The 19,065-nt window shown below is 68.0% G+C and carries 20 protein-coding genes; 5 read left to right on the top strand and 15 right to left on the bottom strand.

Features of this window, described 5'->3' with window-relative positions:
* Positions 1-7: 7 nt before the first annotated feature.
* The 5 genes from H8N03_RS04585 to H8N03_RS04565 are packed head-to-tail and all read left to right on the top strand — an operon-like array spanning position 8 to position 4,134.
* Positions 8-859 carry a DUF58 domain-containing protein gene (locus H8N03_RS04585; protein WP_187074921.1) on the top strand — a complete coding sequence of 284 codons (852 nt, stop codon included), beginning with the start codon at positions 8-10 and terminating at the stop codon, positions 857-859.
* Positions 856-1,695, top strand: a complete 840-nt coding sequence (locus H8N03_RS04580; RefSeq protein WP_187074920.1) for a hypothetical protein — start codon at positions 856-858, stop codon at positions 1,693-1,695. Before H8N03_RS04585 ends, H8N03_RS04580 begins: the two co-directional genes overlap by 4 nt.
* Positions 1,692-2,708 carry a vWA domain-containing protein gene (locus tag H8N03_RS04575; RefSeq protein WP_187074919.1) on the top strand — a complete coding sequence of 339 codons (1,017 nt, stop codon included), beginning with the start codon at positions 1,692-1,694 and terminating at the stop codon, positions 2,706-2,708. Before H8N03_RS04580 ends, H8N03_RS04575 begins: the two co-directional genes overlap by 4 nt.
* Entirely contained in the window at positions 2,705-3,247 is a 543-nt protein-coding gene (locus H8N03_RS04570) for an MxaK protein (protein WP_187074918.1), read from the top strand. The genes H8N03_RS04575 and H8N03_RS04570 overlap by 4 nt, the downstream gene beginning before the upstream one ends.
* Positions 3,244-4,134 carry a VWA domain-containing protein gene (locus tag H8N03_RS04565; protein WP_187074917.1) on the top strand — a complete coding sequence of 297 codons (891 nt, stop codon included), beginning with the start codon at positions 3,244-3,246 and terminating at the stop codon, positions 4,132-4,134. The genes H8N03_RS04570 and H8N03_RS04565 overlap by 4 nt, the downstream gene beginning before the upstream one ends.
* On the opposite strand, the gene H8N03_RS04560 is transcribed toward H8N03_RS04565, so the two are convergent.
* From H8N03_RS04560 to H8N03_RS04490, 15 genes are all read right to left on the bottom strand, one after another.
* Entirely contained in the window at positions 4,121-4,510 is a 390-nt protein-coding gene (locus tag H8N03_RS04560; RefSeq protein ID WP_187074916.1) for a 4a-hydroxytetrahydrobiopterin dehydratase, read from the bottom strand. The genes H8N03_RS04565 and H8N03_RS04560 overlap by 14 nt on opposite strands.
* A 173-nt stretch (positions 4,511-4,683) precedes the next feature.
* On the bottom strand, positions 4,684-5,124 hold the full coding sequence (locus H8N03_RS04555; protein WP_187074915.1) for a DUF1178 family protein: 441 nt from the start codon (positions 5,122-5,124) through the stop codon (positions 4,684-4,686).
* Positions 5,121-5,711 (bottom strand): NUDIX domain-containing protein, encoded by a 591-nt coding sequence (locus H8N03_RS04550; RefSeq protein WP_187074914.1) that lies wholly within the window; start codon positions 5,709-5,711, stop codon positions 5,121-5,123. Before H8N03_RS04550 ends, H8N03_RS04555 begins: the two co-directional genes overlap by 4 nt.
* Positions 5,712-5,718: 7 nt before the next feature.
* A complete protein-coding gene (locus tag H8N03_RS04545) occupies positions 5,719-6,021 on the bottom strand; it encodes a DUF2818 family protein (RefSeq protein WP_187074913.1) in 303 nt (100 codons plus the stop codon).
* Positions 6,018-7,511: an NADH-quinone oxidoreductase subunit NuoN gene (gene nuoN / locus H8N03_RS04540; protein ID WP_187074912.1), complete on the bottom strand. Its 1,494-nt coding sequence runs from the start codon at positions 7,509-7,511 to the stop codon at positions 6,018-6,020. The genes H8N03_RS04545 and nuoN overlap by 4 nt, the downstream gene beginning before the upstream one ends.
* Before the next feature lie 22 nt (positions 7,512-7,533).
* Positions 7,534-9,006: an NADH-quinone oxidoreductase subunit M gene (locus tag H8N03_RS04535; RefSeq protein WP_187074911.1), complete on the bottom strand. Its 1,473-nt coding sequence runs from the start codon at positions 9,004-9,006 to the stop codon at positions 7,534-7,536.
* Positions 9,007-9,025: 19 nt separating this feature from the next.
* Positions 9,026-11,083, bottom strand: a complete 2,058-nt coding sequence (gene nuoL / locus H8N03_RS04530; RefSeq protein ID WP_187074910.1) for an NADH-quinone oxidoreductase subunit L — start codon at positions 11,081-11,083, stop codon at positions 9,026-9,028.
* Positions 11,084-11,108: 25 nt separating this feature from the next.
* Complete coding sequence (nuoK, locus tag H8N03_RS04525) at positions 11,109-11,417, bottom strand: NADH-quinone oxidoreductase subunit NuoK (RefSeq protein WP_187074909.1); 309 nt, start codon at positions 11,415-11,417, stop codon at positions 11,109-11,111.
* Positions 11,414-12,079, bottom strand: a complete 666-nt coding sequence (locus H8N03_RS04520) for an NADH-quinone oxidoreductase subunit J (protein WP_187074908.1) — start codon at positions 12,077-12,079, stop codon at positions 11,414-11,416. Before H8N03_RS04520 ends, nuoK begins: the two co-directional genes overlap by 4 nt.
* A 12-nt stretch (positions 12,080-12,091) precedes the next feature.
* A complete protein-coding gene (nuoI, locus tag H8N03_RS04515) occupies positions 12,092-12,607 on the bottom strand; it encodes an NADH-quinone oxidoreductase subunit NuoI (RefSeq protein WP_187074907.1) in 516 nt (171 codons plus the stop codon).
* A gap of 4 nt (positions 12,608-12,611) precedes the next feature.
* Positions 12,612-13,694 (bottom strand): NADH-quinone oxidoreductase subunit NuoH, encoded by a 1,083-nt coding sequence (gene nuoH / locus H8N03_RS04510; RefSeq protein ID WP_187074906.1) that lies wholly within the window; start codon positions 13,692-13,694, stop codon positions 12,612-12,614.
* Complete coding sequence (gene nuoG / locus H8N03_RS04505; protein ID WP_187074905.1) at positions 13,691-15,868, bottom strand: NADH-quinone oxidoreductase subunit NuoG; 2,178 nt, start codon at positions 15,866-15,868, stop codon at positions 13,691-13,693. Before nuoG ends, nuoH begins: the two co-directional genes overlap by 4 nt.
* A 6-nt stretch (positions 15,869-15,874) precedes the next feature.
* Positions 15,875-17,242: an NADH-quinone oxidoreductase subunit NuoF gene (gene nuoF, locus H8N03_RS04500; protein ID WP_187074904.1), complete on the bottom strand. Its 1,368-nt coding sequence runs from the start codon at positions 17,240-17,242 to the stop codon at positions 15,875-15,877.
* Positions 17,239-17,724, bottom strand: a complete 486-nt coding sequence (gene nuoE / locus H8N03_RS04495; RefSeq protein ID WP_187074903.1) for an NADH-quinone oxidoreductase subunit NuoE — start codon at positions 17,722-17,724, stop codon at positions 17,239-17,241. Before nuoE ends, nuoF begins: the two co-directional genes overlap by 4 nt.
* Positions 17,721-18,974, bottom strand: coding sequence for an NADH-quinone oxidoreductase subunit D (locus tag H8N03_RS04490; protein ID WP_187074902.1), 1,254 nt, complete (start codon positions 18,972-18,974; stop codon positions 17,721-17,723). The genes nuoE and H8N03_RS04490 overlap by 4 nt, the downstream gene beginning before the upstream one ends.
* Positions 18,975-19,065: the final 91 nt, after the last annotated feature.

Genomic DNA, 19,065 nt, shown 5'->3' with positions numbered 1-19,065 from the left:
GCACGCCATGGCCGCCGTGCAGGAGTTCCGCTACCGCTCGCCGCACCGCGTGGGTGGATGGCGCACCGGCACGCACGAAGGGACGGGGCCGGGCGCCGGCCTCGCGTTCGCCACCCACCTGCGCCTGTTCGACTGGCCGGACCCGCGCCGGCTGGACCTGCGCGCCAGCATGGCCAGCCTGCGGTCCGAGTGGCTGGTGCGCGTGAACCGCCAGCAGGCCGCCATGACGGTGCGGCTGCTGGTCGACGTGTCGGCCTCGATGCGCTTCGGAACGCCCTCCAAGCTGGAGGTGGTGGCGGATTTCGCGCGGGCGCTGGGCCAGAGTGCCTTCCGCGTCGGGGACGCCGTCGGCATGGCCGCCTTCGACCGCACCGAGCGGCCCGAGCTGCGCATCGCCGCGTGGCGGCACCGCGGCATGGGCGAGATGCTGGCATCGCTGCTGCTGCAAAGCCGCGGTGGTGCAGGCGGCATCGAAGGCTTGCGCGAGGCGGCGATGCTGCTGCAGGGGCGCGGTGGGATCGTGTTCCTGGCTTCGGACTTCCAGTGGCCGCTGGAAGGACTGCACGCCGTGCTGGACCTGCTGGCGCCGGCGCACGTCGTGCCGCTGGTGGTATGGGATGCCGCCGAACTGGAGCCGCCCGCGGCCGACGGGCTCGCCACCGTCCGCGATGCGGAAAGCGGTCGCACCCGCACCCTGTGGCTGCGGCCGGCGCTGCGCACGCGCTGGCGCGAGGCGTTCCGCGAACGCCGCATGGCGCTGGACCGGCTGTTCGGCCTGCGCGGCGTGCGCCCCTTCCACCTGCGAGGCGCCTTCGATGCGCAGGCGCTCACCAACCATCTCTGCGAGGTTCAGGCGTGAAGGCCGCCGCCTGCCTCGTTCTGCTGGCCAGCCTCGCCACGCACGCGCAGGTAAGGGATGCGGTCGTGGAACAGCCGCGTCCCTTCGGCTACACGGTCGGCGACATCGCCACCCAGCGCGTGCAGCTGCCGGACGGCTTCGCGCCGGCGTCGTTGCCGGAAGCGGCGCGCGCGAGCGCCTGGCTCGAGCGCCGCCCCGTGCGCATCGAACGCGGCGCGGACGGCAGGCGCTGGATGGTGGTGGACTACCAGCTCGTGAATGCGCCGCGGACACTGGCCACCGTCACCGTGCCGGGGTGGGAGCTGGCGGGGCCCACGGGGACGGCGCCGCTGCGCGTGGCGGCCGCGACGCTCAGCGTGGGCCCCTTGACCACGCCGGCCGCGGCGGACCAGGCGGTGCCCCTGCGGCCGGACCGTCCCCCGCCCGCGATCGACACGGCGACCCTCCGGCGCCAGCTGTGGCTCTGGGCCGGCGCGCTGGCAGCCACCCTCGCCGCCTGGCTGGCCTATGCAGGCTGGAACGCCTGGCGCGCGAGCAGCACCCTGCCCTTCGCCCGGGCGCTGCGCGAGCTGCGCGGCCAGGACGACGCCACGGTCGCTGCCCATGTCGCCCTGCACCACGCCTTCGACCGCACCGCGGGCCGCGTCGTGCATGCGGGCAGCCTCGCGCCGCTGTTCGACAGCGCGCCGCACCTGCGCGCATTGCAGCCGCAGATCGAGCGCTTCTACGCGCAGTCCGCGGCGCTGTTCTTCGGTGGCGGCTTGCCCGGGGACGCCGAGTCGCCGGCGGCGCTGTGCCGGCGCCTGCGCCGGCTGGAACGGCGGCACGTGCCATGAATGCAGCGCTCGAATTCTCGCGCGCGTGGGCGCTGCTGCTGCTGCCCCTCGCCTTGCTGCCGCTGCTGCCCGGGCGCCGCGACGCGCTGGTCTTCTCGCACGTGCCCTGGCTGCCGCCGGACCGCGCGGGTGCCGCGCTCGGCTGGGCCTTGCGCGTGCTGGGCGCGCTCGCGGTCGCGGCCACCGTGGTGGCGATCGCGGGGCCGCAGCGACCCGAGACGTTCGTGCAGCGCACGGGGCACGGCGCGGAGATCGTGCTGCTGGTCGACCGCAGCCGCAGCATGGACGAGCGCATGGTGCCCTCCGACTGGCGCACCATCGATCCGCTGAACCTGCGCTACCAGGCGGCGTCGCGCGGCGAACCCAAGGGCAAGGTGGCGCGCGAGCTGCTGGCGAAGTTCGTGGCCGAACGGCGGGACGACCGCTTCTCGCTGATGTTCTTCAGCAGCAACGCCATCCGCATCGTGCGCTTCACCCAGCACGACGCCGTGGTGCAGGCGGGCATCACCGCCGGCAACATCGGGCGCGGGCTGTCGGACACGGACGTCGGCCGCGCGCTGGCCGCCGCCTTTGCCGAATTCGACGGGCGCGCGTACAGCGGCAGCCGCATCGTGCTCATGGTGTCGGACGGCGGCGCGCGCCTCGATGCGGCCACGAAGCAGCGCCTGCATGCGGCCGCCTTGCGCAACCGCGTGTCGCTGGCCTGGATCTACCTGCGTTCCGTCAACGGACCGAAGCTCGACACGCCCGGCCAGGCGAGCGAGGCCGTGCCGGAGATCGCGCTGCACCGCTTCTTCCAGACGCTGCCCGGCCACTACCGTGCCTACGAAGCCGAGGCGCCGGAAGACCTCGCGCGCGCCGTGGCGGACGTGGCGCGGCAGCAGAACTTCCCGCTCGACTACGCCGAGCGCGTGCCGCGCCGCGAGCTGGGACGCATCGCGCTGGCCCTCGGCATCGCGTGCTGCGCGCTGCTGCTCGCGTTGCGCGCGGTCACGCTGGGAGCGTGGCGATGAAGCGGCGGCTCGTGCACCTCGCCTTCGCGCTCGCGAGCGCGGCACTGGCCGTGCCCGCGGTGCTGCAGGCCGTGCGGCTGCAGCAGGCGGCGCGCATCAACGAGGCGATCGCGCGCGCGGCCGATCCGGCGGCACGCCCCGGCGACTTCGCCGAGGCGCGCTTCGCCCACGCGCTGGCGCTCGCGCGCACGGGCGGCTACGAGGCGGGGCTGGCCGCGCAGAAGGCGCTGGTGCAGCAGGAGCGCGGCGCGCTGCGCACCGCAGCGCTCTACAACCTCGGCAACCTGCACCTGCGGCAGGCGCTGCGCAAGGGGCAGGCCGCCGCGGTGGAGTCCCTGCCGCTGGTGGAGCTCGCCAAGCAGAGCTATCGCGACGCGCTGCGCGCCGACCCTGGCGACTGGGACGCGCGCTACAACCTCGAACGCGCGCTGGCGCTCGCGCCCGAGATCGACGCGCAGGCCGCCGAGGAGAAGGACCCGCCCGTGGGCAAGGAGCTCACCATCACCACCGCGCCGGCCATGCGCACGGACCTGCCATGAAGCGGTTCGCGCTGCCGGCACCCTGGCGTGGCGCAGGTTTCCTGGCCGGTGCACTCGCGCTGCTGCTGCTCGCGGTGGCGATGCCCCCCGTGACGCTGCCCCTGCAACGCAGCGAGACCGTGGTGGTCTTCGACATCACGCAGAGCATGGACGTGGAGGACGTGCAGCTGGATGGCGCGCCGGCGAGCCGGCTCGCGTTCGCGCGCGAGGCGGCGCGTCGCGCGCTGCGCGAACTGCCTTGCGGCTCGCGCGTGGGCTGGGCCGCTTTCACCGAGTACCGCACGCTGCTGCTGCTCGCGCCGATCGAAGTCTGCGAGAACTACAACGACCTGCTGGCCACCCTGGGCGAGATCGACGGGCGCATGCGCTGGGGCAACGCGAGCGAGGTGGCCAAGGGGGTGTTCTGGGCGCTGCGGGCCGCCAGGGATCTCGGCCCGCGGACAGCCGTGGTGTTCCTCACCGACGGCCAGGAAGCGCCGCCCTTCAGCGCGCTGCCGCGGTTCGACGACGTGAAGGCCGGGCAGGTGCGCGGCTGGCTGCTGGGCGTGGGCGGCCCCGTGCCGCAGCCGATCCCGCGCACGGACGCGGAAGGCAAGCGGGTGGGCTACTGGCGCGCCGCCGACGTGCAGCAGCGCGCGGCGCCGGACGGCCAGCCGCGCGCGCACGAGCACCTGTCCGAACTGCGCGAGCCGCACCTGCGCATGCTCTCGGACCGCACTGGCCTCGCCTATGCCGCGCTGCGCGACCCGGCGGCGCTGGCGCGATGGATGCGCGACCCGCGGCTCGCGCATCCGGTCAGCGTGCCCACCGATCTCTCGGCCGTACCGGCGGTGCTTGCCCTGCTGCTGCTGGTGCTGCACTTCCGCCCGCGGCTCAGTCGTACTTGAGGTACTTGAACCGCGGGTCGTCCGGCGTTCCTTCGAGGGCGGAGCCGGGCTCCTGGCCCGGCTGCCAGAGCACGACCTCCTCGATCTTCCGCGCAAGCGCGAAGTCGCGGTCGGTCACGCCCTTGGCGGCGTGGTTCACCAGCTTGACGATGACGAAGGCATAGGAAACCGTGAGGTCCGGGTGATGCCACGCCGCCTCGGCGAGATGGCCGACCGTGTTCACCACCATCAGCGTGGACTTCCAGCCCGAAGTCCTGTACTTGCGCCGGATCCACCCGTCCTCGAAGTACCAGGCAGGCAGCTCCGCCTTCAGCCTCTGCTCGATTTCCTCGGGGGTGTAGACCTCGCCCGGGGAGGACTTGCGCCATTGAGCCATGGGGACCTCCTTGCGATGGAGGTTGATGCATATTCCGTGCGCACTGAAAGCGGACAGCCGGACGCAAAAGTCGCAAAGGTTCCGCAAAAGTCGCGAAAGGAATCCTGGAAGTTCTTTCGCGACTTTTGCGTACTTTCGCGACTTTTGCGTCCGGCTGTCCGCCTTGAAAGAGCTTACTGCAGCGGACCCTTGAGGCCCTTGGGGATCGGCAGTGGCAGCACGCCGATGCCTTCTTCGAGCAGCGACTGCGTCTCTTCCTTCGAGGCCTGGCCGCGGATGCCGCGTTCCTCGGATTCGCCGTAGTGGATCTTGCGCGCTTCTTCGGCGAAGCGCTCGCCGACGTCTTCGGTGTTGGCCATCACCTGCTTGACCAGCTGCATCCATGCGGCCTGCAGCTGCGCGTTCGGCGCGGACATCACTTCCTGCTTGGGGGCGGCCGCCTCGGCGGCGCCGAGGTTCAGGCGCGGGGCGCTCGGCAGCTTGGCCACGGCCTTGTCGCCGCACATCGGGCATTCGACCAGCCCGCGGGCGAGCTGGCCCTGGAAATCGTCTTCGGAGGCGAACCAGCCCTCGAAGCCGTGGGCCTGGCTGCACTGGAGGTTGAGGACCTTCATGCTTGCGAAGGTGGTGCCTGCCAGTCGAGTTTCCAAGTCCCGGCGAGCACGTTCTGGATCCACACCGCGGCGGCGAGCGTCTTCGAGTCGACCACCTGGCCTTCCTGGCACCAGCGCAGGAATTCCTCCGGCGTCGCGGCGATCACCTCCAGGAACTCGCCCTGGTCCAGCCGCGCACCGCGGTGCTCCAGCCCGCGCGCGAACCAGATCTGGATGGCCTCGTCCGAGTAAGCGACCGTGGGGTACATGGTGAAAGCATAGGCCCATTCGCGGGCCACGTAGCCGGTCTCCTCGAGCAGCTCGCGCTGGCCGCAGACCAGCGGTCCCTCGCCCGCGTCCAGCTTGCCGGCCGGGATCTCGATCATCACCTGCCGCGTGGGATGCCGGTACTGGCGCTCCAGCACGATGCGGCCGTCGTCCAGCAGCGGCACGACCGCCACGGCGCCCGGGTGCAGCACGTACTCGCGCGTGGCGGAGCCGCCGTCGGGCAGCCGCACCGTCTCGCGCACGACGTGCAGGAAGTGGCCCTTCAGCAGTTCCTCGCGGGCGGTGGTGTGCTCGGTCAGGTGGCTGTCGTCGGTGGCCATGGCGTGCTCAGTGGCGTGGTTTGAAGAGGTAGCGCCACACGAAGCCGGGGAAGGCGAACGTGAGGAAGAGCGCGCCGGTGATGGCGTAGAACTCCCAGCCCTGCGGCGCGACCTGGCCCGCGCGCTTTTCCAGCAGCAGGCCGATGCCGCCGACGAGGAAGTACAGCAGCACCAGCTCGCCGAGGCGCACCCAGAGGCTCTTGCCGCCGGCCAGGCGCAGCACGCCGAGGAAGCGCTGGGACAGGAACGGCAGGTTGGCGGCGCAGAAGGCCAGCACGAGGACCAGCCAGATGGAGGCCGTCTGCGTCACGACCCCAGCATCTTGACGATGGCCTGCGCGCAGAGCGCCATCAGGCCGCCGGGCAGGATGCCCAGCACCAGCACCAGCGCGCCGTTCAGCGTGAGCACCACGCGCACGTCCGCGGGCGCCGCCACCGTGGTGGCCGTGATCGGCGAGTCGAAGTACATCACCTTCACGACGCGGATGTAGTAGAAGGCCGCGACCAGCGACATCACCACCGCGAACACCGCCAGGCCGATGTAGAACACGCTGCCCGACTGCAGCAGCGCCTGCAGCACCGCCAGCTTCGCGTAGAACCCCACCATCGGCGGGATGCCGGCCAGCGAGAACAGGCAGATCGACATGATCGCGGCGTACAGCGGGCTGCGCTGGTTGAGGCCGGCGAGGTCGGAGATCTCCTCGCTCTCGAAGCCTTCGCGCGCCAGCAGCAGGATGATGCCGAAGCTCGCCAGCGTGGTCAGCACGTAGGTCACGATGTAGAACATCGAGGCGCTGTACGCGGTACGCATCGCCTCCGGCGTCGCGACGCCGTTCACCACGCCCGAGGCGAGGCCCAGCAGCACGAAGCCCATCTGGCCGATCGTCGAATAGGCCAGCATGCGCTTGAGGTTGTTCTGCGCGATGGCCGCCAGGTTGCCGATGAACAGCGACGCCACGGCCAGCACCACCAGCATCTGCTGCCAGTCGATGGCCAGCGGCAGCATGCCTTCCACCAGCAGGCGGACCGCGATGGCGAAGGCGGCCAGCTCCGGCGCGGAGCCGATCATCAGCGTGACGGCCGTCGGCGCGCCCTGGTAGACGTCGGGGATCCACATGTGGAACGGCGCGGCACCCAGCTTGAACGCGAGGCCGGCGACGATGAACACGAGGCCGAACACCAGCACCTGGTGCTTCACCTGGCCGGAGCCGATGATCTTGAAGACGGTGCCGATCTCCAGCGAACCGGTGGCGCCATAGAGCATCGACAGGCCGTACAGCAGGAAGCCCGAAGCCATGGCACCCAGCACGAAGTACTTCATGGCCGCCTCGGTCGCCACCGTGTGGTCGCGCCGCAGCGCCACCAGGGCGTAGCTGGAGAGCGTGAGCAGTTCCAGGCCCAGGTAGATCACCAGGAAGTTGTTGCCGGAGATCATCACGAAGATGCCCAGCAGCGCGAACATGGCCAGCGTGAACAGCTCGCCCCCACGCAGCATGTCGCGGTCCCCCGCGTACGGCCGGCCGTAGACCAGGCACACCATCATGGCCAGGCTGGCGAAGCACTTCAGCCAGTTGCCCATGGAATCGTTCACGACCATGCGGCCGAAGCCATAGGAGGTGGTGCCGTCGGAAGCCATGCTGCCGGTGTACAAGGCGACGGCCGCGAGGGTCAGCATCGTCAGCCAGTAGGTGACGTTGCGCAGCTTGGTCTTGACGCCCAGGTCCACCAGGGCGATCACGCAGGCCATCGCCAGGAGCAGGATCTCCGGGCCGACGGCGGCGAGGCTCGTGTTGTCCATCATCGTTCGTTTCTCCCGTGCACCGTCACAGCTTGGACACGGCGACGTGCTTCAGGAAGTTGTCCACCGAGGCGTTCATGACGTCGGTGAAAGGCTTGGGGTGGATGCCCATGTACAGCACGGCGATGGCCAGGATGGACAGCATCGTGAACTCGCGGGCGTTGATGTCCGTGAGCGCGCGCACGTTGTCGTTGGCCACCGGGCCCAGGTACACGCGCTTGACCATCCACAGGGTGTAGGCGGCGCCGAAGACGAGCGCGGTGGCAGCCAGCAGGCCCAGCGTGAAGTGGTACTTCACCGCGCCCAGGATCACCATCCACTCGCCCACGAAACCGGCGGTGGCCGGCAGGCCGCAGTTGGCCATGGCGAACAGGATCGCGAAGGCCGCGAAGGTGGGCATGGTGTTCACCACGCCGCCGTAGTCCGCGATCTGGCGCGAATGCACGCGGTCGTACAGCACGCCGATGCACAGGAACATGGCGCCGGAGACGAAGCCGTGGGCGATCATCTGCACGAGGCCGCCGGCCACGCCGAGCGGTTCGAAGATGAAGAAGCCGAGCGTCACGAAGCCCATGTGGGCCACGGACGAATAGGCCACCAGCTTCTTCATGTCCTGCTGCACCATGGCGACCAGGCCCACGTAGATCACGGCGATCAGCGACAGCGCGATGATCAGCCAGGCCCACTCGCGCGAGGCGTCCGGCGCGATCGGCATGGAGAAGCGCAGGAAGCCGTAGGCGCCCAGCTTCAGCATGATCGCGGCCAGCACCGCGGAGCCGCCGGTGGGCGCTTCCACGTGCACGTCGGGCAGCCAGGTGTGCACCGGGAACATCGGCACCTTCACCGCGAAGGCCGCGAAGAAGCCGAAGAAGAGCAGCGTCTGCGCCAGCGAGGACAGCGGCAGCTTGTGCCAGGAGAGGATGTCGAAGGACCCGCCGGACTTGGTGTACAGGTACACCAGCGCGACCAGCATCAGCAGCGAGCCGAGCAGCGTGTACAGGAAGAACTTGAAGGCCGCGTAGATGCGGTTCGGGCCGCCCCAGATGCCGATGATCAGGTACATCGGGATGAGGGTCGCCTCGAAGAACACGTAGAACAGCACCGCATCGAGCGCGCAGAACACGCCGATCATCAGGCCCGACAGGATCAGGAACGCGCCCATGTACTGGTTGACGCGCTCGGTGATCACCTCCCAGGCGGAGATGACGACCACCACCGTGATGAAGGCGGTGAGCAGCACGAACCAGAAGGAGATGCCGTCCAGGCCCAGGTGGTAGTTGACGTTGAAGCCCGGGATCCACGGCTGCTTCTCGACGAACTGCATGTCCGCCGTTCCCGTGTTGAAGCGGGAGTACAGCGGCAGCGTCACGAGGAAGCTGACGACGGAGCCGATCAGGGCGAGCCAGCGCACCATGCGGGCCTGGTCGTCGCGGCCGAGGGCCAGCAGGATGGCGCCGAAGACGATCGGCGTCCAGATGGCCAGGGAGAGGAGTCCCACTTGCATTGTTCTTCTTCCCTTACTTCTTCAGCCAGTCGCTGATCATCGGCCAGCTGACGAAGTACGTCATGAGCACCACGATGCCCACGAGCATGGCGAAGGCGTAGTGGTAGATGTAGCCGGACTGCACCCAGCGGATCACGCCGGCGAACCAGCCCACGGCGCGGGCGCTGCCGTTGACGAAGACACCCTCGATCACGCCCTGGTCGCCGCCCTTCCACAGGCCGCGGCCCAGCGCGCGGGCGGCGCGGGCGATCACGTTCTCGTTGATCCAGTCCATGTAGTACTTGTTGTCCAGCAGCTTGTACACCGGCTGGAAGCGCTTCTGGATCGCCGCCGGGATCTCCGGCTTCTTCATGTAGAAGATCCAGGCCAGCACCACGCCGGCGAGCGCCAGCCAGAACACGGGCGTCATGAGGCCGTGCAGCGCCATCGCGAGCGGGCCGTGGAATTCCTTCGCCATCTCCTCCATGCCCGGGTGCTTCGCGAAGTCGATGAAGATCGAGTCCTTGAAGAACTCGCCGTACAGCATCGGCTGGATGGTCAGGAAGCCGATCACCACCGAGGGGATCGCCAGCAGCACCAGCGGCGCGGTCACGACCCAGGGCGACTCGTGCGGGGTGCTGTGGTCGTCGTGGTGGTGGTGCGGGTCCGGCTCCTCGTCCGCGGCGTGCTCGTGGGCGGGCGCCTGGTCGTAGCGTTCCTTGCCGTGGAAGACCAGGAAGTACATGCGGAAGGAGTAGAAGGCCGTGACGAACACGCCCGCCATGACCGCGAAGTACGCGAAGCCGGCACCGGGCAGCTTGCTCAGGTGCACCGCCTCGATGATCGAGTCCTTGGAGTAGAAGCCCGCGAACAGCGGCGTGCCGATCAGGGCGAGCGAACCGAGCAGCGAGGTGATCCAGGTGATGGGCATGTACTTGCGCACGTTGCCCATCCAGCGGATGTCCTGGTTGTGGTGCATGCCGATGATCACGGAACCCGCCGCGAGGAACAGCAGCGCCTTGAAGAAGGCGTGCGTCATCAGGTGGAACACGGCCACGTTGTACGCGGACGCACCGAGCGCCACGGTCATGTACCCGAGCTGGGACAGCGTGGAGTACGCGACGACGCGCTTGATGTCGTTCTGGATGATGCCCAGGAAGCCCATGAACAGGGCCGTGATGGCGCCGATCACCAGGATGAAGGACAGCGCGGTGTCGGACAGCTCGAACAGCGGCGACATGCGCGCCACCATGAAGATGCCGGCCGTCACCATGGTGGCGGCGTGGATCAGCGCGGAGATGGGCGTGGGGCCTTCCATGGAGTCCGGCAGCCACACGTGCAGCGGGAACTGCGCGCTCTTGCCCATCGCGCCGATGAACAGGCAGATGCAGATGACGGTGATCATCATCCAGTCGGTGCCGTGGCCGAACTTCATGGCGCCGAGCTCGCCGGCCTTGGCGAAGGTCTCGCCGTAGTTCAGCGTGCCGGCGTAGGCGGCGATGAGGCCGATGCCCAGGATGAAGCCGAAGTCGCCGACGCGGTTGACCAGGAAGGCCTTCATGTTGGCGAAGATCGCCGTGGGCTTGGTGTACCAGAAGCCGATCAGCAGGTACGACACGAGGCCCACCGCCTCCCAGCCGAAGAACAGCTGCAGGAAGTTGTTCGCCATCACCAGCATCAGCATGGAGAAGGTGAACAGCGAGATGTAGGCGAAGAAGCGGTCGTAGCCCTCGTCCTCTTCCATGTAGCCGATGGTGTAGATGTGCACCATCAGCGACACGAAGGTCACCACGCACATCATCATGGCGGTGAGGCCGTCGACCAGGAAGCCGATCTCCATCTTCAGGCCGCCGACCACCATCCATTCGTAGATGGTCTGGTTGAAGCGCGCGCCGTCGACGGCGACGCTCTTGAGCGTCATCGCCGAGAGGATGAAGGCGATAAGCACGCCCAGGATCGTGACCGTGTGCGACAGGCGCCGGCCGATCAGGTTGCCGCCCATCTTCGTGCCGAAGATGCCCGCGATCACCGCGCCGGCCAGGGGCGCGAGCGGAACGGCGAGCAGCGTCGCTGCGTTGAGTTCTGTAGCCATCGTTTCTTTTCCCGCCCTGCGGGCATCAGCCCTTGAGCGCGTTCAGTTCTTCGACGTTGATGTTCTCTTTGTTCCGGAACAGCAGAACGAGGATCGCCAGGCCGATCGCGGACTCCGCCGCGGCGACCGTCAGGATGAAGAACACGAACACCTGGCCGTGCATGTCGCCCAGGTAGTAGGAGAACGCCACGAAGTTCATGTTGACCGCCAGCAGCATCAGCTCGATGGCCATCAGCAGCACGATCAGGTTGCGGCGGTTCAGGAAGATGCCGACGACCGACAGCGCGAACAGGATCGCGCCCAGGGTCAGGAAGTGTCCGAGGGTGAGCATCATGCCTTCGTCTCCGCGGCGGCGGCCGGGGCCGCCTCAGGTTGCGCCGGGCGCGACGGCGGCAGCTTCACGATCTGCAGGCGGTCGCGCGCCTTCACGCGCACGGCCAGCGCCGGGTCGATCGCCTTGGTGTCCTTGCGGTGGCGCAGCGTCAGGGCGATGGCGGCCACGATGGCGACCACCAGGATGACGGCCGCGATCTCCAGCGGGTACACGTACTCGGAGTACAGCAGCTTGCCCAGCTCCTTGGTGTTGGAGAACTGGACGCCCGCCTGCGCTGCCGCCGTGGCGGCCGGCAATGCGCGCGGCTCCTCGGTCGGACGGAAACCGCCCATGAGCACCGCCGCCATTTCCAGCGCGATCAGCGCGCCCACGGTCGCGGCGACGGGGAAGTGCTTCCAGAAGCCCGCCCGCAGCGCGTCGACGTTGATGTCCAGCATCATCACGACGAACAGGAACAGCACCATCACGGCGCCCACGTACACCAGCACCAGCGAGATCGCGAGGAACTCGGCGCGCAGCAGCATCCAGATGCCGGCGGCCTGGAAGAAGGTGAGCACCAGGAACAGCGCGGCATACACCGGGTTGCGCGCGGTGATCACGCGGAAGGCCGCGAACAGCAGCACCGCGGAGAAGAGGTAGAAGAGACCGGTCCGGATGTCCATTGTTGTTCTCGCTTACCGGTACTTGGCGTCGGCCGCCCTGTTCGCGGCGATCTCGGCCTCGTAGCGGTCGCCCACGGCCAGCAGCATGTCCTTGGTGAAGTACAGGTCGCCGCGCTTCTCGCCGTGGTACTCGAGGATGTGGGTCTCGACGATCGAGTCGACCGGGCAGCTCTCCTCGCAGAAGCCGCAGAAGATGCACTTGGTCAGGTCGATGTCGTAGCGGGTCGTGCGGCGGGTGCCGTCGTCGCGCTGCTCGCTCTCGATGGTGATCGCGAGCGCGGGGCACACGGCCTCGCACAGCTTGCAGGCGATGCAGCGCTCCTCGCCGGTCTCGTAGCGGCGCAGGGCGTGCAGGCCGCGGAAGCGCGGCGACAGCGGCGTCTTCTCGTCCGGGAACTGCACGGTGATCTTGCGGGCGAAGAAGTACTTGCCCGTGATGCGCAGGCCCTTGAACAGCTCCACCAGCATGAAGCTGCGGAGGAAGTCGCCCAGGTTGAAGCCCGGGCGGGACAGGGTGTCGGTGGCCATGGCTTTATTTGAAGACGTTGTAGGGGGTCTGCATCCACGCGCCGATCACGACCAGCCAGACGAGCGTCACCGGGATGAAGATCTTCCATCCGAGGCGCATGATCTGGTCGTAGCGGTAGCGCGGAAACGTCGAGCGGATCCACAGGAACATCGTGACCATCACGAAGGTCTTGATGCCCAGCCAGATCCAGCCCGGGATCCAGTTCAGCAGCGGCGCGTCGATGGGGGGCAGCCAGCCGCCCAGGAACATGACGACCGCGAGGATCGACACGAGCCACATGTTGGCGTACTCCGCCAGGAAGAACATGGCGAAGGACATGCCCGAGTACTCGATCATGTGGCCGGCCACGATCTCCGATTCGCCTTCCACCACGTCGAACGGGTGGCGGTTCGTCTCGGCCAGGCCGGAGATGAAGTAGACGAAGAAGATCGGCAGCAGCGGCAGCCAGTTCCACGACAGCAGGTTGATGCCGCGGTCCGCGAAGTAGCCGCGGTCCTGCTGCAGCACGATCTCGGTCATGTTCAGCGAGCCGGAGACCATCAGCACCACCACGAAGCAGAAGCCCATGGCGATCTCGTAGCTGACCATCTGGGCCGACGCGCGCAGCGCGCCCAGGAAGGCGTACTTCGAGTTCGAGGCCCAGCCGGCGATGATGACGCCGTACACCTCGAGCGAGGTGATCGCCATCAGGAACAGCAGGCCGGCGTTGATGTTGGACAGCGCCGTCTCGGGACCGAAGGGGATCACCACCCAGGCGGCGAGCGCCGGCATGATGGCCATGATCGGGCCGAGCAGGAACAGGCCCTTGTTCGCGACCGTCGGGAGGATGATCTCCTTGGTCAGGAGCTTCAGCGCGTCCGCGATGGGCGTGAGCAGGCCGAAGGGGCCGATGCGGTTGGGGCCCGGGCGGATCTGCGTGAAGCCGATCGCCTTGCGTTCCCACAGCGTCAGGTAGGCGACCGCGCCGAAGAGCGGCAGCACCAGCACGACGATCTTGATCAGGTTCCAGACCACGGGCCAGCCGGCCTGGGTCCACCAGGGGGCGGCGATGAGGCCGTTGCCGAAGGTGTAGATGGTGTCGATCATGCGGCGACTCCATGGTTGCTGGGGTCGCTGTCGCGAACCCAGCCTACGTCGCCGGCGCGAACCAGGCCGACCTTCGCATCGGCGGTCAGCTGAAGGGAAGGTGCGCGGCGCACGATGCCATCGAGCTGGTAGATCGAAGCGGCGACCGGGCGGGCGTTGGTGTCGCCCAGCCAGGCGGCCTTGGCCGTGCGGTTGGACAGCAGGTTGCCCTGCACCATGGCCTGGTCCTGGCCGTCGGCGCCGCGCGCATCGGCGAGCACCTCGTTGGCGGATTCGTATTCGAAGCCCTGCAGGCCGAGCATGTTGCCCAGCACGCGCAGCACCTTCCACGCGGGACGGGCTTCGCCCAGCGGCTTCACCACGGCGTGGAAGCTCTGCACGCGGCCTTCGGCGTTGACGAAGGTACCGGGCGTCTCGGTCCAGGGCGCGATGGGCAGCAGCACGTCGCTGATGTCCAGGTTCGCCTTGAACGGGCTGAGCGTCACGACCATGCCGCCGCCCTGCCCCAGCTTGCGCGCGGCGGCGCCGTGGGCGGAGTCGAACTCGGGCTCGGTGTTCAGCAGGAACAGCGCCTTCAGGCCGCCGGCCAGCATCTGCGCGGCGTTCAGGCCGCCTTCGCCGGGCATGGCCTTCACGAGCTGCGCGCCAACGGTGTTCGCGGCTTCCGTGAGGAAGCCCACCGTGGCACCGGTCTGCTCGCCGATCCACTGCGCCAGCGCCAGCAGCGACGAAGCGGTCGGGTGGTGCGCGGCGGCGTTGCCCAGCAGGATGGCCTTGCGCTCGCCGGCGAGCAGCGAAGCGGCGATCGCCCGGGCGTTGTCGGTGGCGTTGCCTTGCAGCGGCGCCTGGCCGCCCTTCTCGCCGGCGATGGCCGTGGCCACGTCGGCCAGCGCCTGCACCCACTGGCCGGCGGGGACGATGGACTTGCCGGCCATCGTCATCGCCCAGTCCTCGTCGCGGTCGTGGATCACGGACACGCGGGCGCCGGTGCGCACGGCGGCGCGCACGCGCATCGCGAACAGCGGATGGTCCTTGCGCAGGTTGGAGCCGATCACCAGCGCGCCCTGCAGCGTCGACAGCGACGCGATGGAGGTACCGAGCCAGCGCACGCCTTCGGACGGCAGGAACTCGGCGTGGCGCAGGCGGTAGTCGACGTTCTCGCTGCCCAGCGCGCGAACGAGCTTCTGGGCCAGGAACAGTTCTTCCACCGTGCTGTGGGGGCTCACGAGCGCGCCGATGCTCTTCGCACCGTGGTCCCGCTTGATGTCACCGACGCCGCGCGCGATGTACTCGAGCGCGGTCTGCCAGTCGACCGTCTTCCACTGGCCGCCCTGCTTCAGCATGGGCGCGGTCAGGCGTTCGTTCGTGTTCAGCGCTTCGTAGGAGAAGCGGTCGCGGTCGGCCAGCCAGCACTCGTTGACGTCGTTGTTCTCGAAGGGGAGAACGCGCATCACCTTGTTGTTCTTGATCTGGACGATCAGGTTGGCACCGGTGGAGTCGTGCGGGCTCACCGACTTGCGGCGCGACAGCTCCCAGGGCCGCGCGCTGTAGCGGAACGGCTTGCTCGTGAGCGCGCCGACCGGGCACAGGTCGATCATGTTGCCGGACACTTCGGAATCGACGGTGTCGTTCAGCACCGTGGTGATCTCGCTGTGCTCGCCGCGGTTGACCATGCCCAGCTCCATCACGCCGGCCAGTTCCTGGCCGAAGCGCACGCAGCGGGTGCAGTGGATGCAGCGGCTCATCTCCTCCATGGAGATCAGCGGGCCCACGTCCTTGTGCAGGACCACCCGCTTCTCTTCCTCGTAGCGCGAGCCGGAGCCGCCGTAGCCGACGGCCAGGTCCTGCAGCTGGCATTCGCCGCCCTGGTCGCAGATGGGGCAATCCAGCGGGTGGTTGATCAGCAGGAACTCCATGACGGACTGCTGCGCCTTGATCGCCTTGTCGCTCTTGGTGCGGACGATCATCCCGTTGGTCACGGGCGTGGCGCAGGCCGGCATGGGCTTCGGCGCCTTCTCCACGTCCACCAGGCACATGCGGCAGTTGGCGGCGATGGAGAGCTTCTTGTGGTAGCAGAAGTGGGGGATGTAGGTGCCCGCCTTCTCGGCCGCATGCATCACCATGCTGCCTTCGGCGACCTCCACCTTCTGTCCGTCGAGGGTGATCTCAATCATGTTGTCTTAGCCTCGCGCGCCAGCCGGAACGGGCTGCTTGTCGTCGGAGGTGGGCAGGTTGGGCCGCGCGATCTTCGCCTCGAACTCGTGGCGGAAGTGCTTGATCATGGCGCGCACCGGCATGGCCGCCGCGTCGCCCAGCGCGCAGATGGTGCGGCCCTGGATGTTGTCGGCGACCGAGTTCAGCAGGTCGAGGTCGTTGGGCTTGCCGTGGCCGTTCTGGATGCGGTCGATCACGCGCCACATCCAGCCCGTGCCTTCGCGGCAGGGCGTGCACTGGCCGCAGGACTCGTGCATGTAGAAGTAGGACAGGCGCAGCAGGCTTTCCACCATGTCGCGCGTCTCGTCCATCACGATGACGGCGCCGGAGCCCAGCATGGAGCCGGCCTTCGCGATGGAGTCGTAGTCCATCGTGCACTGCATCATGATGTCCGCGGGCAGCACCGGGGCGGAGGAACCGCCGGGGATCACGGCCTTGAGCTTGCGGCCGCCCTTCACGCCGCCGCACAGCTCCAGCAGCTTGCTGAAAGGCGTGCCGAGCGGGACCTCGTAGTTGCCGGGCAGCTCCACGTCGCCCGACACGGAGAAGATCTTCGTGCCGCCGTTGTTCGGCTTGCCGCAATCGAGGTAGGCCTGGCCGCCGTTGCGGATGATCCAGGGCACCGCCGCGAAGGTCTCGGTGTTGTTGATCGTGGTGGGCTTGCCGTACAGGCCGAAGCTCGCCGGGAACGGCGGCTTGAAGCGCGGCTGGCCCTTCTTGCCCTCGAGCGACTCGAGCAGCGCGGTCTCTTCGCCGCAGATGTAGGCGCCGAAGCCGTGGAACGCGTGCAGCTGGAACGAGAAGTTCGAGCCCAGGATGTTGTTGCCCAGGTAACCCGCGGCACGGGCTTCTTCCAGCGCTTCCTCGAAGCGCTCGTACACCTGGAAGATCTCGCCGTGGATGTAGTTGTAGCCCACGGTGATGCCCATCGCGTAGGCCGCGATGATCATGCCTTCGATGACGATGTGCGGGTTGTACGCGAGGATGTCGCGGTCCTTGCACGTGCCCGGCTCGCCTTCGTCGGAGTTGCACACCAGGTACTTCTGGCCCGGGAACTGGCGGGGCATGAAGCTCCACTTCAGGCCCGTGGGGAAGCCGGCGCCGCCGCGGCCGCGCAGCGCGCTTTCCTTGACGGTGGCGATCACCTGGTCCTGCGTGAGGCCCTCGGAGAGGATCTTGCGCAGCGCCTTGTAGCCGTCGCGCGCCTCGTAGTCCTTCAGGCGCCAGTTGGTGCCGTCCAGGCCCGCGTAGATCTGCGGGGTGATGTGGCGGTCGTGGAAGCAGGTCTGGACGCCCGTGGCCTGGAACTGCGCGAGAACTTGCTGGGCGTTCATCCCTGGGCTCCCTTGAGGCCGTCGATCAGCTGGTCGAGCTTGTCGTTGCTCATGAAGCTGCACATCGTGCGGTCGTTGACCAGCATGACCGGCGAGTCGGCGCAGGCGCCGAGGCACTCGCTCTGCTGCAGCGTGAACAGGCCGTCCGGCGTGGTCTCGCCCATGGCGATGCCCAGCTTCTTCTCCAGGTGCTGCAGCGCCTTCTGGCCGTCGCGCAGCTGGCACGGCAGGTTGGTGCACACGTTCAGCTTGTACTTGCCGACGCGGTGCTGGTTGTACATGTTGTAGAAGGTCGTGACCTCGTGCACGGCGATCTGGGGCATGCCCAGGTGCTCGGCGATCGCCTGCTCGGCCTCCTGCGTGACGTGGCCCTGCTCCTGCTGCACGATGGCCAGGCAGGCCATCACGGCGGACTGCTTCTGGTCCGGCGGGTACTTGGCGACTTCGCGGTCGAAGCGCGCGCGGGTGGTGTCGCTGATCATCTGTCGATTTCTCCGAACACGATGTCCATCGTGCCGATGATCGCGACGGCGTCGGCGATCATGTGGCCGCGGGACATCTCGTCCATCGCGGCCAGGTGGGGGAAGCCCGGCGGACGGATCTTCAGGCGGTACGGCTTGTTGGCGCCGTCGCTCACGATGTAGATGCCGAACTCGCCCTTCGGGTGCTCGACGGCCGCGTACGACTCGCCCTCGGGCACGCGCATGCCTTCCGAGAAGAGCTTGAAGTGGTGGATCAGCTCCTCCATGTTGGCCTTCATGCTCTCGCGGTCGGGGGGCGCCACCTTGTGGTTGTCGGTGATCACGGGGCCGGGGTTGGCGCGCAGCCAGGCCACGCATTGCTGGATGATGCGGTTGGCTTCGCGCATCTCCTGCACGCGGACCAGGTAGCGGTCGTAGCAGTCGCCCGTCCTGCCGATCGGGATGTCGAAGTCCATGCGGTCGTAGACCTCGTAGGGCTGCGTCTTGCGCAGGTCCCACGCGATGCCGGAGCCGCGCAGCATGGGGCCGGTGAAGCCCAGGTTGAGCGCGCGCTCGGGCGTGACGACCCCGATGCCCACGGTGCGCTGCTTCCAGATGCGGTTCTCGGTCAGCAGCGTCTCGTACTCGTCGACGTAGCCGGGGAAGCGCTGCGTGAAGCGCTCGATGAAGTCGAGGAGCGAACCGGAGCGCTCCTCGTTCATGCGGTCGATCTCGCGCTGGTTGCGGACCTTGCTCGCCTTGTACTGCGGCATGCTGTCCGGCAGGTCGCGGTAGACGCCGCCCGGGCGGAAGTACGCCGCGTGCATGCGCGCGCCGGAGACCGCTTCGTACATGTCGAAGATGTCCTCCCGCTCGCGGAAGCAGTAGATCAGCATGTTCATCGCGCCGCAGTCGAGGCCGTGCGCGCCGAGCCACAGCAGGTGGTTCAGCAGGCGCGTGAGCTCGGAGAACATGACGCGGATGTACTGGGCGCGTTCCGGCACCTCGATGTTCAGGAGCTTCTCCACCGCGAGGCAGTAGGCGTGCTCGTTGCACATCATCGAGACGTAGTCCAGGCGGTCCATGTACGGGAGCGTCTGGATGTAGGTGCGGGTCTCGGCCAGCTTCTCGGTCGCGCGATGCAGCAGGCCGATGTGCGGGTCGGCCCGCTGGATCACTTCGCCATCCAGCTCCAGCACGAGGCGCAGCACGCCGTGCGCTGCCGGGTGCTGCGGGCCGAAGTTGAGGGTGTAGTTCTTGATTTCAGCCATGGTCTTAGCAGGCAGAACAGCCAGAACATCCGAACGCAGAGGACGCAAAATCTACGCAAAGGACGCAAAAGAAACCTTCAAGGACCTGGAA

It is taken from the genome of Ramlibacter cellulosilyticus (assembly GCF_014297465.1).
Taxonomy (GTDB): Bacteria; Pseudomonadota; Gammaproteobacteria; order Burkholderiales; family Burkholderiaceae_C; genus Ramlibacter; species Ramlibacter cellulosilyticus.
The sequence above is the reverse complement of the archived record's forward strand: the minus strand, read 5'-3'. Positions and strand labels throughout refer to the sequence as shown.